Source organism: Dactylosporangium sp. McL0621 (assembly GCF_049995355.1).
Classification (GTDB): Bacteria; Actinomycetota; Actinomycetes; order Mycobacteriales; family Micromonosporaceae; genus Dactylosporangium.
The window spans coordinates 7,656,984-7,670,071 of record NZ_CP188259.1; the positions used below are offsets into that span (position 1 = coordinate 7,656,984).

The window sequence follows — 13,088 nt, forward strand, 5'->3', positions numbered from 1 at the left end:
CGAATTGGGTGCGGCATGCGAGTCACCGTTCCGCTACTGTCCGATGGAGTCGATTAATAGGGAGGTGCCGATGCGTGACACTCCCGCTGGACTGGCCGGTCTGCTGCAGTTGGCCGAGTGGGGACCGCGCCAGCTCGTGAATGCGATCAATATGCGTCTGTCCAGCCAGGGCCGCGAACGCCTCCGGTTGGACCCGACGGCCGGCTATCCCTGGATTCAGCGGGGATTCCGTCCACGCCCTCCGATCCCGGACGTTGCCGCCGCGGTATTGACCGACCGGCTCGGCTTCTCGGTCACCGTCGAACAACTGTGGCCCAACCACGGACCGGCGCATCGTGGACGATCGGCGGCGACCGGACTGGACGCGATCACCCATCTTGACGATCTCGTTCGAGAGCTCAGCCAGCTGGCCACGACATCACCGACGCCGGGCAGCCCCATCGAAGACGCCTCGGGTGCGGACCTCACCGCCGCCGTACTGGACCAGTTGCGGGGCGCGGTCCTTGTCGCTCGGAACCGTGCAGGCCATGAGCATGTGCTTCCCGAACAGGTTGACCTGATCGAGGCCCACGTCGCCGCGTTGCGTCGACTGGACGATCGACACGGCGGCGGCACACTGAGCCTCCGGTATGTCACCGCCGAACTACGCAACGTTGTGGACCTCGTCGAGTACGCCAACTACGACCTGGTAACCGGTCGCCGGCTACTGGCGATCGTCGCCGATCTTGCGCAACTGCTCGGCTGGCTGCACTTCGACTCCAGCCGGTACGGCTCCGCCGAACGGTACCTGCTGCTCAGCATCGGCGTAGGCCGCGCCCTCGGCGCACGAGACCGGGCTGCGAACGCGATCGGCATGCTCAGCTACGTGTCGTCATTCGCCGGTCACGGTCGTCAGGCGGTACGGCTCGCTGAAGCCGCCGCAGCGGAGTGCCCCACCAAGGACCCGATCTTGCGGGCGCGTCTACTCGGGCGGGAAGCGACCGCGGCGGCGGCCGACGGCGACCTCGCCCGGTTCCGTCGCTGCGCCGCGCAGGCCGCCGAGCTGCTGGACCGTGGCCCGTCGCCCGACGGATCGTCATTCCTGTACTACCTCAACCCGATGCAGCTGGCCGCCGAGGCCGGCCAGGGGCTGGTCGTCCTCGCCGAACAGACCACCGCGAGCCGCAAGCGGTTGCTGGCCGAAGGAATCGTGCTCCTCGCAGGCTCGGTTGCTGACATGGCCGCGAGGTCGGAGGCTGGCGGTCCTGCGTACGCTCGCTCGGGACTGCTCCACTCGACCTTCCTGGCCCAGGCTCAACTGCGGTGTGGCGACTTGGCGGAGGCGGTCCGCGCATTGCAAACCGGCATCGGGCTACTTCCGATGGTGCAGTCGCCGCGTGGCCGCAACTATCTGCGCCAACTGCGGCCTGCGCTGGCACGCAGATCCCGCTCGCCGATCATCGCCGAGTTTCTTCCGCAGTTCGATGAGGCATTATCGACTGCATGACGAGCGATCTCTCCGTACCGGGCGCCCGTGCCGAGGCGACTGGCGAGATCTCCTTCGTCCGCCGCGCGGTCGATCATCGCGACGCCGTGCGCCTGCTCGCCGCCTTCTACCAGGAACAGGTCGGACGGTACGGCTTCGCGGAATCTGTCGATCTTGACCAGCGCGACTACGCGGCACCGAACGGCACGTTCATCGTGGCGTACGAACGCGGCCTGCCCGTGGGATGCGGTGGCTGCCGCTGGTACGACCGTACGACCGCGACCGTCGAGATCAAGAAGACGTACCTCGTTCCCGCGGCACGCGGGCGAGGCATCGGGCGCGCCCTGCTTGCCTCCTTGGAACATGTGGCGATCACGTGGGGCGCACAGCGGGCCATCCTAGAAACCGGCGTCCGCAACACCGCGGCCCTCGCCCTGTTCACCGGCGCCGGATACGAGCCGGCAGCACGCTACGTGCCCGGAAGGGATCCATCGATCAATCGAGCGTTCCAGAAGACGCTGGCCGGCTCATCGCTCCTCCGTGATCGGGCCGGGAATGCCATCGCGCGATAAGCGCCGACTCCTTCTCCGCGGCGATCCCGTGCTCCGCGAACCGCTCATGATCAACGGCGCGACCCCCGTTCCGCAGCCATGCCCACGTGTCGTCGACCGTTTCCGCAAGCGGGCGGCATCGTAGACCGACGGCGTGTGCGCGATCGACCTTCATTTCCCACGGTGCCGCCGCGTTACGCCACAGCGGCAGCTCCGTCCATTGCCCAATCCCTTGGTCCACGAGCCAGTTCTCATCAATCCAGACCAGTTCGACCGGGCGTTCGGCGGACGATGCTGTGGCCTCCATGCAGGCGCGCAACATGGTGCCGTACCTAGCCGCGTCCGCCGGTGGGGCCACGTTGTACACGCCGCCGTCGCTGTGTTCGAGACGGTCGAGTACGAACTCCGCAAGATCTCGGACATCAACAGGTTGTATCGCTCGATCCGGGGCCGGCGCCAGGACCTGGCCGCCCCGGTGCATTCGATTAAGCCACCACGGCAACCGTCCGACGTATTCGTAGCGGCCCAACACCACGTGGGGCCGAAGCACGAGCAGCCGCTGTGGTCCGAACGCCTCCCGGCACGCGATCTCGCAGCCGACCTTCAGCGGACCGTACGCGTCCGGGTCCCAGCGCCGCGTGTCAGGATCAGCATTGGGATCGGCGTCCCAAACCGGCGACTCCTCGTCAACGGGAGCGTGTGGCCATTCCCGGTACGCCGAAATCGTCGACACAAACGCACAACGCTCAGCGACATCGGCAAGGATGCTGGCCGACCGTCGGACCACGGCCGGGACGCTCCCACTCACGTCGACGACCGCGTCCCATGGACCGAACCGAGCAAGCGACCGGACATCAGCCTCCGACTCGCGGTCGCCGACGATTCGACGCACATCGGATGGGAGCGGCGCGCGGGTGACACCTCGGTTGAACACCGTTATGTCGTGACCACGCCGGGTCGCGTCTTCGACGACGGCCCGACCGACAAACCACGAGCCGCCCAGCACCAGTACGCGCATTGATTCATTGTGCTGGCGCAGGTCCCTCACCAGGGATGATCCGACGGCTTACTCACGAAATTCACGAGACGGTCTGCAGCGTTCCCGCTGTTCACGGCCATCGATCATTCCCACTCGCATTCGTGCTTGATGGACTAGTACTCCAGCCCCGGTTCGAGACGTAGATGGCTGGCGATGAGCTGGACGGGTGCAGTGCTGATCGGCGCGTCAGCGGGCATGGTGACGGCCGCCGCGTGATGATCACTGGTTTGTGAAGACAAATGAAGAACGCGCGACGGCCGCTGGGCACAGCGTAGACGTCGCTGGGTGGATCGAGGAGTTCGACTCGGGGTTCGCGTGTATCGCGGGCCGGTTCGGCCGGGTCGAACCACGCAGACAGGCCCGGACGTTTCTGCTCGGGTTGCTGTCCGATGTGGACTCCCGGGACTGCTGGTCTCTGGCTGAGCAGGCCGGAGACGTTTCACCGCAACGGATGCAGCGGCTGCTGGGTGAGGCAGTGTGGGATGCGGGGAAGGTCCGCGACGACGTGCGCGGGTATGTGGCGGCGACGTTGGGCGACCCGCGCGGCGTCCTGGTCCTGGACGACACCGGTGACCTGAAGAAGGGCGTTCACACGGTCGGGGTCCAGCGGCAGTACACCGGAACCGCCGGGCGGATCGAGAATGCGCAGGTCGCGGTATTCCTGGCCTACGCCACCCTGGCGGGGCGGGCGCTGATCGACCGGGAGCTCTACCTCCCGCGCAGCTGGACCGACGACCCCGCCCGGTGCGCCGCAGCCGGTGTCCCGGACGACGTCGGATTCGCCACCAAGACGGTCCTCGGCCGGCGGATGCTCGCCCGCGCATTCGACGCCGGGATCCCGGCCGCGTGGGTCACCGCGGACGAGGCATACGGCGGTGACCAGGCACTCCGCAAAGATCTGCAGCACCGCGGGATCGGGTACGTCCTGGCAGTGGCCAAGAGCCACCACATCGTGATCGCCACCGCCGGGGACGTCCGCGCCGACACCGTGATCGCGGATCTTCTCCCGTCCAGGGCCTGGCAGCGGCTCTCAGCAGGCGCCGGCGCGAAAGGCGAACGGGACTACGACTGGGCCTGGATCTCCATCATCGCCCCGGCCGCGGAACAGCCCGGGCAGCACGCCCTGCTGGTCCGCCGCCGAATCAGCGACGGGGAGCTGGCCTACTACCGTTGCTTCTCCCCGGAGCCGGTCGCCCTCGCTGCCCTGGTCCGGGTCGCCGGGATCCGGTGGATGGTCGAGGAATGCTTCCAGGCGGGGAAAGGCGAGACCGGCCTGGACCAGCACCAGGTCCGACGCTGGAAGTCCTGGCACCGCTACACGACCCTGGTCATGCTCGCCCACGCGATCCTGACCGCGATCGCCGTCACCGCGCACGCCGTCCACGACTCAGCCGACGACCTGATCCCGTTGACCGTCAACGAGATCCGGCACCTTTTCGCCAAACTTTTCCTCACGCCCGCCCGGACCGCCGCCTACTGGCTGACCTGGTCAGACTGGCGCCGCCGCCACCAAGCCCGCGCCAAACTCAGCCACTACCGACGCCGCCAAACCATCGATGTCCTTGCCTAAATAACGAACCCGGGCTGGAGTACTAGTCACTGCAAACGCCGTCGTCACGTCCTGAACGGACCGGAGACCGGCAGTTCAACGGAGCCGGCCCGGGGTGGGTACGGCGTCGGACGCCTCTCACCCCCTGTGAGATCCGGTTCGACGAAGAACCCGCCCACCTCGGTGCCACCGCACCACATTCCCAACTCGCCGCCACGGAGAACCGGCGCTTCCCTGTGGCAGGAGCATGGAGCTGCGATGACGCACGCGTACCGGCCGCCAGCGGCCCTCGCGGCGACCGACTTCTGGATGCTGAGCCATCACGAACGGTCCGGCCAGCTGCTGGTCCCTGGGCGGGTGGTGGCGATCGGGCTGGCGGCGGCGTTGCTGGCCGAGTTGGTGGCCGAGGATCGGATCGGGTTCGACCGGCAGCACATGGTGGTGCCAGTCACCGAGTTCCCACCCCGGGATGCGGTGGCGCATCAGGTCCTTGATCAACTCCATGGAGAGGATCGGTTGCCGGTGCAGGTGTGGCTGCGGCATCTGGCGCAGAGCGCGTATGCGGCGGTGGCCGGGCGGATGCTGCGGCAGCGGCTGGTGGTGCGGGTCGAGGACCGTCGGCTGCTGGGCCGCTCGCGGGTCGTCTACCAGCCGGTCGAGCCGAACGTGTTCGGGTGGCCGGCGGCGCGGCTGCACATTTTCGTGCTCGAGCAGCGGGTGTTCACCGACGCCGACATGGTGCTGGCCGGGCTGGCGAAGGTCACGGGCCTGCATGTGCGGGCGGTGGAGGGCGGCGGGCACGCCGCCGAGCGTTACCTGGACGCGCAGATCGCCGGCGCCCGGCCGCTGTACCGGCAGCTGTTCACGCATACCGCGGCGGTCGTCGGTTCCACGGTCATGAGCGGCCGCTGACCACAACCGCACGCCGCTGTTCTGTACCACTTTCCGTCATAGAGGGAGTCCATCGTGTCTGCATCGTTTCCGGCGCCGGTCCCACGGGGTCGGCCCAGCAACGTCTTGGCGTCGCTGGAACGCACCCGGCTCGGTTTGGGCCGGCTGGTCGCGGCGGCGTTCGCTGCGGTCGCCCCGGCCACCGTGGTGTTCGGCGGTGCTACCGGCGGCTGGGCCGTCACCGGTGTCGTCCAGATGCCCTTGGCCTACATCGCCGTCGCCGCAGTGCTGGCGGTGTTCTCGGTCGGGTACGTGGCGATGTCCCGGCAGATCGTCAACGCCGGCGCGTTCTACAGCTACATCACCGCCGGGCTCGGCCGCATCCCTGGCGTGGCCGCGGCGATGAGCGCGCTGCAGGCGTACACCGTGATGCAGATCGGCCTGGCCGGCGGGTTCGGCTACGGGATGCATCAGACGCTGCTGGCGTTCGGTCACGACGTGCCGTGGTGGCTGCTGTCCGGCGTCGCGTGTCTGGTCGTGGCGGTCCTCGGGCTGCTGCGGGTGGGTCTGTCCGGGACGATCCTGGCCGTCCTGCTCGCCGCGGAGCTGGTGATTGTGCTGGTGTTCGCCGCCGTGCACCTCGCCCACCCGGCCGGCGGGACGGTCACCGTCGACGCGCTGTCTCCGCTGCACTTGTCCCTGGCGGGGCTTGCGGTCGCCGCGTGTGTCACCATCGCCGGCTACGTCGGGTTCGAGTCCGCTCCGGCGTACTCCGAGGAGGCCCGCGACGCCCGCCGCACCGTGCCTCGGGCCACCATCATCACGCTGATGGTCGCGCTGGTGGTGTACGCGATCGGTTCCTGGGCGATGGCCGTCGCCGCCGGACCGGACCAGGTGGTCGGCCTGGCTGCGACGCACTTCTCGGAGCTGCCGTTCGTCCTGGCCCAGCCGTACCTGGGCGAGGTGTGGCTGGACGCCGGGCATGTGCTGTTCTGCACCAGCCTGTTCGCGGCGATGCTGAGCTTCCACAACACCGCCGCCCGGTACACCTTCGCCCTCGGCCGCGAACGGGTGCTGCCGTCCTGGTTCGAACGGTTCAACGGCGCCGGTGCCCCGGTGTGGGGTTCGCTGACCCAGACCGTGCTGGCCACAGGCTCGGTTGTGCTGTTCGCGGTGCGTGGCTGGGACCCGTTCCTGGTGCTGTTCTTCGCCGGCACCGTGCTCGGCGGGTTCGGGGTGCTGCTGCTCATGACCGTGACGTCGGTCGCGGTATGGCGCTACTTCGCCCGCCTGCGGCCCCGCCGCGACAACTTCGGGGCCTGGCCGACTGTGATCGCGCCGATCCTGTCCGCTGCCCTCCTCGCGGCCGTGACGGTGCTGAGCGTGTGGCATTTCGACCTGCTGGTCGGGGTGTCGGCCACGTCGGCGTGGCGGTACACCCTGCCGGGCAGTTTCGGCGTCGCCGCAGTGCTCGGCGTCGCCCGCGCGGTCTACCTGCGTACCAGGCGGCCGTCGGCGTACGCGGGGATCGGTCAGGGCGCCCCAGACCTCGGTGACCCCGTCGCCGCAGCGTCGCCGGACTGGCCGGACCGTCCGGTCGGCGCTGCTGGCCGGGCCGAGCGGCAGGGGCGCGGCCGGTGAGCGGGCAGCCGGAGGTGTGGACCGGGGGTGTCGCGGATCAGGCGCTGCTCGCGGCCACCCTGGCCAAGGCGTTCCACGGTGGGGAACTGGCCGGGTGGCTGGTCCCGGACCCGGACGAACGCGCCGCGATCTACCCCACGTACTTCGGGTTGCTGCTGGACGGGTTCCTGGCCCAGCCGAACGTGCGGATCGAGGTGTATGACGCCTTCCACGGCGTGGCGATCTGGGCCGCGGTCCAGACCCGGTTCAGCCTGCCCATCCCCGGCTACGAGCGGCGGCTGGCCGCCTGCTGCGACCCGCACACACCACGGTTCGCGGCCATGGACGCGGCGATGGACGCCCATCACCCCCTCGGGCAGCACGAGTACCTCGTGCACCTCGCCGTCGCACCGAAACGCCAGGGACGGGGCATCGGCTCCCGGCTGCTGCAGCACCGCCTCGCCCGGCTCGACCCGGCCGGCCGGGTGGCCTACCTGGAAGCGACCGGGCCCCGCACCGTGGCGCTGTACCGCCAGCACGGCTTCCAACTGCTTGACCCGGTCCCGTTGGGCGACGACGTGGCGTTGTACCCGATGCACCGCCCACCCAACAACCCGATCCAGGACCGGTAGCCACGGTCTCGGCCTGCGGCAGGCCGACACGAAACGGTGCGGCCGGGCCTACGTGCCAGCCCGGACCACACCCAACCCGAGGCGCCCGTTGGGCGACGGCGCCTCACCCGGTGGGCCCGCGACGGCCGCGCCGCTCCATCCGATCCGTGGGTCCGGATGGGAAGGCCGCCGCAGGCCCACCCCCGGGCCGCCCGCGCCGCGTCCACCTCGCAGCTCCACGCGGCGCGGGCGGCCCACCTGGCGCACCTCACCCACGCCGAAACCCGCAGCCTCCACGTCGGACTCGGGCCGGGGCTCCATCCGCTGATATCGAGGACCATGGCATGTTCCACACCCACACCGACCGGACAGCGCGCCCAGCGGGCCGCGACGAGCAGCTGCGGTTGCATCCCCCACGGCGGGCGCCGGTCTTTCTCGACCTGCTCCCGCCCGCAGCCCGACCCGCGTGGCGGCGCGGTGCCGTAACCTGATCAACCCGCCACCGACTCCCGACCGCGCTACGCCGGCCGCGCCGCGGGTACGGTGGCAGTCGCCGACCAGCACCGCAGCCGGCCCCGCTGGATCACCAACGGCGCTGTGCTGATCATCGCCGCGCTACTCGCCAGCCCGCTGACTGGCCGGCTCAGCGCCGCACCAGCGGACAGCTCACAGCAGGATCCCGGGACGGGCGCTGCGGCGTCGCCGATCCGCCTGTCGCTGCAACGCTGGAGCGACCGATGAGCCGGGCCGCCGCGCGCCGGTCCACCGATTCGGCCGCCACGCAGATGATCGCCGACCGGTTTCAGCAGCTGGCCGGCTCCGACGGCAGCCGGATCGCGGTCCACGACCGTGACCGGGCCGTCACGTTCGCGCAGCTGTGGGACCGGGCGCAACCAACGGTGGCCTCCGTGCAGCCAACGGGCGGGATCGTGCCCGTCGTGGCCCAGCCGAGCGCGGGCACCATCGCCGAAGCCCTTGCCGTATGGCTGTGCGGCGCCGTCCCGCTGCCCGTCCCGCCCGGCACCCGGGCCAAACCCCTCGACGCGGTGCTGCGCGACAGCGCCCGCACCGCGCACTGGTGCCGGCCGTGGCGGGCCCACCTGTACACGGCATACGGCGGCCGGCACCTGTGGGTGGCCGGCGGCGAACCGCCCACCGTCACCCGCGTCGGCGACGCGATCGGCCTCACTCCTGGCGGCACCGCGCTGATCGCCGCGCCGCTGCACGCCGCCGCGATCTTCGAGATCGTCGTCCGGCAACTGCTCGCCGGCGGCACCGTCGTCCTCGAGCCCGACTTCCACCCCGACGACTGGCTGCGCGCCGCGGTACAGTCTCGCGCTGACTGGGCGGTCCTCGCCCCCGGCCAGATCAAAGCCCTGCTCCACGACCGGGACCAGCTGCCCGGCTGGCTCGGCGTGGCCACCCGCACACTGCGCCGCGTAGTCGTGCCCGCCACCGTCGACGGGACCGACACCACCCATCTGGCCAAGTTCGTGACCGCGGCCGGCGTCACGCTCACCCGCTGGTACCACGCGCCCGCCTACGACGGTGCCACCGCCACGATCGGCGCCACCCCGTCCGCGCTGACCGCGGTGCCCGGCGTGCGGTTCCGCACCGTCGACCCCGCCGGACGGGCGACCCAGCCGGGCGTCGCCGGGCTGATCGAAGCCGCCAGCTACAGCGGCGCGGTCGCGCACCGCGCCGACCAACCGTGCCCATCGCCGCAGGTATGGCGGACCAGCGGCGACATCGGCACCCTGGCCGGCAGCGGCAGCCTCACCCTGCACCGCATCGAACCCGCCGAGCACTACCTCAGCCCGACCGGGCAACGCCTGCGCGGCAGCACGCTGTACCGCATCGCCGCCGCCCACCCGGACGTCGCCGCCGCCGCTGTCCACATCGTGCCCGACGAGCACGGCCGAGCCCGAGCCCAGCTGCGGCTCTGGCCCCAGCCCGGCGCCGAGCAACGGCTGACCCCAGCCGCCGCCGCGGCCTTTTGCACAGCCCAGGGCACACCAGTCCCCGCCCAGCACATCCTGATCGCCAGCGCACCGACCCGACACACGCCGGGAGGCGCTGCATGACCCCGACCTGCACGCCGCCCGCAACCGGTGACGCCGACCTCGCCGCGCTGGCCGGCAAGCTCGCCGCCCGGCCCGACCTCCTGTTCGGACTCGACACCGCCAGCTGCGCGAACGCACCCTGCCATCGGCCGGCCTTCCATGACCACAGCACCGGCGTCTGGCGGCACTTCGCCGACCTGTCGCCCTGCCCAGCGAACCACCGTGGACCAACCCCGAACCGTCCAACCGCCGCAGCGGAGCCCCGCCCGTGAACCGCACAGACGGAACGGCGCAGCCCACCGGCGGACACGAAGCAGCCGGACACCGACGGGTACCAGCCTGGCTGGCTCGCGGAAACCGGCCGCCCACCCACCGGCAGCTCGCCGTCCTGCTCACCGTCGCGGGCACGCTCACAGTGTTGCTCCTGCCATGCATGTTCGTATGCATCGCGCACGCCTCCCCAACTGGCGACGACGCATGCCCATCACCGACCCGATCGCTGCCCAGCGGCCGGTCACCGACCGCAGGCCCAACCAAACCGGCGCCAACGGATCGACCATGCTGAACACCAGAAGCGACCGGCTCGGCGCCGCCCGCGCGTACCTGGCCGAATGGCGGTCCCAGGCCGCGCGAGGCAGGTGCCGCACACCGCCGACACCACAACCTGCACACCACGCAGCGCGACAGCCGAGGACCCGGCCAGCGCCCACCTCGCCGTGCTGCACGCCGAGGTCCTCCGCGCAACTCCCCTACGAGCTGCAGCTGCGGCACCACTCCGGGCACCTCCCCCGCGAGCACTGCGTGCGGTCCCTCACCAGCGCACGCCGCGACACGACGACCGGCCCCGGATCACTGTCGTGAGCCGACGCTTCGCTGAACCGGCACAGCCGGGCGATGCCACCGAGGTCATCGACCTGCTGCCCGCGCTGTTTCGCTTCCTGGACGCCGCACCAGCCGACGAACCCGCTACCATCCGGGACCTGATCGACGGACTCACCGACGTCACCTGGCACGCGTTCGGCCTGCTGCAACGCGATCCGGGCGGCGCGGCGGACGACCCGAACCTGGCCGCCCAGGCCGTGCACCTCGGCCGCGCCGTCCTCGGGGGTGAACAGCCGTCCGCGGGCGGCACGGTGGATCTCGACGCGGTCATGGCCTGGGTCCGCTACGCCGACGCCGTCACCCGCAATCTGTACGGGGCGAGCAGCAGCGAAGCGGTCAACGCCGCCGTCACCCTCGCCGAGCTCCTCGAGCAGCGGCGGCAGTTCGACGAAGCCCTCACCATCCGGCTGCGGGTCGCGGCGGCCGGCGTCACCCGGGGCTACCGGGCTGCCGCCCGCAGCCTGGTGACCTACACCCAGGCGCTCCAGCGCGCCGGACGCTGCGCTGACGCCGCCGCCACCTTGGCCAAGCTGTGGCGCGGCTGGCACCACCGGCAGCCCGCTGACGACCCGGACAGCCTGCACATCGTCATGCCGCTCGTGGTCATGCTCGCCGTCTGCGGACGCACCGACGCCGCCCTGCACCATCTCACCGAAGCCGCACCCCACCGGCCCAACGACCCCCTCCGCGACCTCGCGCAGGTCCAGCTGCGCTACGGCATCCACATCGCCACCGCGCGCACACAGCACCGCCCGGACTGCACCGCGACGACCGGCGTACCGCAGACGGAGATCGACTGGCAGGCGGCCCTGCACCGATGAACCCACCACCCCTCCACCGCAGCCCGCTCCGGTGCGCACCGCCGAGCGGTGCCAGCCTGCCCGCGGCCCACCGACCAGCACCCGCCGACCACGCCACCGCCCCGGCGGCGCCGAGCGCGTGGATCGACGACGACCCGGGCGTGACCGTGCCGACCGCCGCGGGCGCCTTCAACGCCATGTACGGCGGGTTCCACACCAACTCCGCATCACGGCAGCTCGCCACCGATCTGGCCAGAGCCTGGCCGCCGATCCTGGACCACGCCTGCGCCGGACGCACGCTGCTCCGGCGGATGGTGCGGTACCTCATCGCCGCCGGTATCGCGCAGTTCCTCGACATCGGCGGCGGCGCCGCCCAGCACGGCGCCACACACGAGATCATCACCGACACGATCACCGACCCCGGCGCCCCACCCGACCCCGACCCGGCATCTCCCGCCGGGCCGGCCCGGCGGGCCCGGCTCGTCTACATCGACCTCGACCCGATCATCACCGACGTCAACCAACACCACCTCCACGACGTACGGTGGGCGACCGCCGTCGTCGGTGACCTCCGCCAGCCGCACAGCTTCCTCAACGACCCCGCGGTCAACGACGTGCTCGACCTCGGCCGGCCAGTCGCGGTGCTGCTGCTCGGCGTGCTGCACCACCTCCCGCCCGAGCCCCGCCCAGGCCACGCCCTGCACGCCATCGCCGACGCACTCAGCCCGGGCAGCTATCTCGCCGTCACGCACCTCACCACCGACCCCGACCCGCACGGCGCCGCCGCCCAGCAGCACGCCGCTGACCTGTTGGCCCGCACCCGACACCGCTGCACCTGCGCCCGGCCCAGGCCGTCACCGACCTGCTGCTCGACCCGCCGCTACCGGGCCTGCAGCTCATCGCACCCGGCCTCGTCCCCGCCGACCGCTGGCACCCCGACCCCGACGACGAGCCAGCCACGCCCGCACCGCACCTGCTGACCGGCCTCGCCCGGCTCAACCCGACCAGCTCCGCAACCACCACGTCCGCGGCAGCCGACATCGCCCCCTCGCACAGGAACCCCTGACTGTGCTCGCCCCCCAAGCTCCCCACCGCCCCGGTCCGCCGTCACGCACCACGCACCACATGGCGGGCCGCCCGGCGGTCGCGGCGACGGCAACGGACAGCTCTGGCGACCCGCGGCTGTGCCTGCTCTACCTCGACCATCCCGGACTGCACTCGTTCGAACTCGCACCACGGTCGAGGACACCACAAGGCCAGCCACACCGTTGACCGCGCGACCCGCGGCCTTGTCCGGCCTGGCGCTTCCGGAACTGGACCCGGACAGCAGCCAGCACGTCTCGTACCAGATCGCCGGTATCTTGCGCGCGGCGATCCTGACCGGACAGCTGCCGCCCGGCGGCAAGCTGCCGTCCCAGCCGTGGCTGGCGGCCCACTTCGGCGTGGCCCGGGAGACCGTCAAACACGCCCTCAAGACCCTGCGTGGCGAGCGGCTCATCGTCACCCGCCAAGGCAGCGGCGCTTTCGTCCGCACTCACCGCCGGCTTCCGGACATCCTGACACCGGCGGTCGCCGCCGCAGTCGGTCGCGGGCACACGACCATCGACTTCGCCGGCA

Annotated in this window: 11 protein-coding genes and 1 pseudogene; 11 read left to right on the plus strand and 1 reads right to left on the minus strand. The window is 71.0% G+C overall.

Annotation, left to right across the window (positions count from 1 at the left end):
- Nucleotides 1–70 precede the first annotated feature (70 nt).
- Entirely contained in the window at nt 71–1,486 is a 1,416-nt protein-coding gene (locus ACPPVO_RS36160) for a hypothetical protein (RefSeq protein ID WP_426503034.1), read from the plus strand.
- The gene (locus ACPPVO_RS36165; RefSeq protein WP_426503036.1) at nt 1,483–2,037 is read left to right on the plus strand and encodes a GNAT family N-acetyltransferase; all 555 of its coding nucleotides are present in this window, start codon (nt 1,483–1,485) and stop codon (nt 2,035–2,037) included. Before ACPPVO_RS36160 ends, ACPPVO_RS36165 begins: the two co-directional genes overlap by 4 nt.
- Here ACPPVO_RS36165 and ACPPVO_RS36170 read toward each other — a convergent pair.
- Nucleotides 1,961–3,034: an NAD-dependent epimerase/dehydratase family protein gene (locus ACPPVO_RS36170; protein WP_426503037.1), complete on the minus strand. Its 1,074-nt coding sequence runs from the start codon at nt 3,032–3,034 to the stop codon at nt 1,961–1,963. The genes ACPPVO_RS36165 and ACPPVO_RS36170 overlap by 77 nt on opposite strands.
- A 310-nt stretch (nt 3,035–3,344) precedes the next feature.
- Between ACPPVO_RS36170 and ACPPVO_RS36175 the strand changes: the two genes are divergently transcribed.
- The 9 genes and pseudogenes from ACPPVO_RS36175 to ACPPVO_RS36215 all read left to right on the plus strand — a co-directional run.
- Nucleotides 3,345–4,625, plus strand: a complete 1,281-nt coding sequence (locus ACPPVO_RS36175; RefSeq protein ID WP_426514763.1) for an IS701 family transposase — start codon at nt 3,345–3,347, stop codon at nt 4,623–4,625.
- Nucleotides 4,626–4,862: 237 nt separating this feature from the next.
- A complete protein-coding gene (locus ACPPVO_RS36180; RefSeq protein WP_426503038.1) occupies nt 4,863–5,516 on the plus strand; it encodes a GPP34 family phosphoprotein in 654 nt (217 codons plus the stop codon).
- Between the two features lie 54 nt (nt 5,517–5,570).
- The gene (locus ACPPVO_RS36185) at nt 5,571–7,136 is read left to right on the plus strand and encodes an APC family permease (RefSeq protein ID WP_426503039.1); all 1,566 of its coding nucleotides are present in this window, start codon (nt 5,571–5,573) and stop codon (nt 7,134–7,136) included.
- The gene (locus ACPPVO_RS36190; RefSeq protein WP_426503040.1) at nt 7,133–7,747 is read left to right on the plus strand and encodes a GNAT family N-acetyltransferase; all 615 of its coding nucleotides are present in this window, start codon (nt 7,133–7,135) and stop codon (nt 7,745–7,747) included. Before ACPPVO_RS36185 ends, ACPPVO_RS36190 begins: the two co-directional genes overlap by 4 nt.
- A 576-nt stretch (nt 7,748–8,323) precedes the next feature.
- Nucleotides 8,324–8,467 carry a hypothetical protein gene (locus ACPPVO_RS36195; protein ID WP_426503041.1) on the plus strand — a complete coding sequence of 48 codons (144 nt, stop codon included), beginning with the start codon at nt 8,324–8,326 and terminating at the stop codon, nt 8,465–8,467.
- On the plus strand, nt 8,464–9,810 hold the full coding sequence (locus ACPPVO_RS36200) for a hypothetical protein (protein ID WP_426503042.1): 1,347 nt from the start codon (nt 8,464–8,466) through the stop codon (nt 9,808–9,810). Before ACPPVO_RS36195 ends, ACPPVO_RS36200 begins: the two co-directional genes overlap by 4 nt.
- Nucleotides 9,811–10,646: 836 nt before the next feature.
- Entirely contained in the window at nt 10,647–11,492 is an 846-nt protein-coding gene (locus ACPPVO_RS36205; RefSeq protein ID WP_426503043.1) for a hypothetical protein, read from the plus strand.
- Nucleotides 11,489–12,451: an SAM-dependent methyltransferase gene (locus ACPPVO_RS36210; protein ID WP_426503044.1), complete on the plus strand. Its 963-nt coding sequence runs from the start codon at nt 11,489–11,491 to the stop codon at nt 12,449–12,451. The genes ACPPVO_RS36205 and ACPPVO_RS36210 overlap by 4 nt, the downstream gene beginning before the upstream one ends.
- A gap of 204 nt (nt 12,452–12,655) precedes the next feature.
- Nucleotides 12,656–12,988: pseudogene (locus ACPPVO_RS36215) on the plus strand (winged helix-turn-helix domain-containing protein); the annotation flags it as partial.
- Nucleotides 12,989–13,088 lie beyond the last annotated feature (100 nt).

What these genes read in the sequence shown, in the direction of transcription:
- ACPPVO_RS36210 (WP_426503044.1), top strand. Translation starts at nt 11,489, where the DNA reads ATGAACCCACCACCCCTCCACCGCAGCCCGCTCCGGTGCGCACCGCCG.
- ACPPVO_RS36165 (WP_426503036.1), top strand. Translation starts at nt 1,483, where the DNA reads ATGACGAGCGATCTCTCCGTACCGGGCGCCCGTGCCGAGGCGACTGGC.
- ACPPVO_RS36170 (WP_426503037.1), bottom strand. Translation starts at nt 3,034, where the DNA reads ATGCGCGTACTGGTGCTGGGCGGCTCGTGGTTTGTCGGTCGGGCCGTC.
- ACPPVO_RS36180 (WP_426503038.1), top strand. Translation starts at nt 4,863, where the DNA reads ATGACGCACGCGTACCGGCCGCCAGCGGCCCTCGCGGCGACCGACTTC.
- ACPPVO_RS36200 (WP_426503042.1), top strand. Translation starts at nt 8,464, where the DNA reads ATGAGCCGGGCCGCCGCGCGCCGGTCCACCGATTCGGCCGCCACGCAG.
- ACPPVO_RS36160 (WP_426503034.1), top strand. Translation starts at nt 71, where the DNA reads ATGCGTGACACTCCCGCTGGACTGGCCGGTCTGCTGCAGTTGGCCGAG.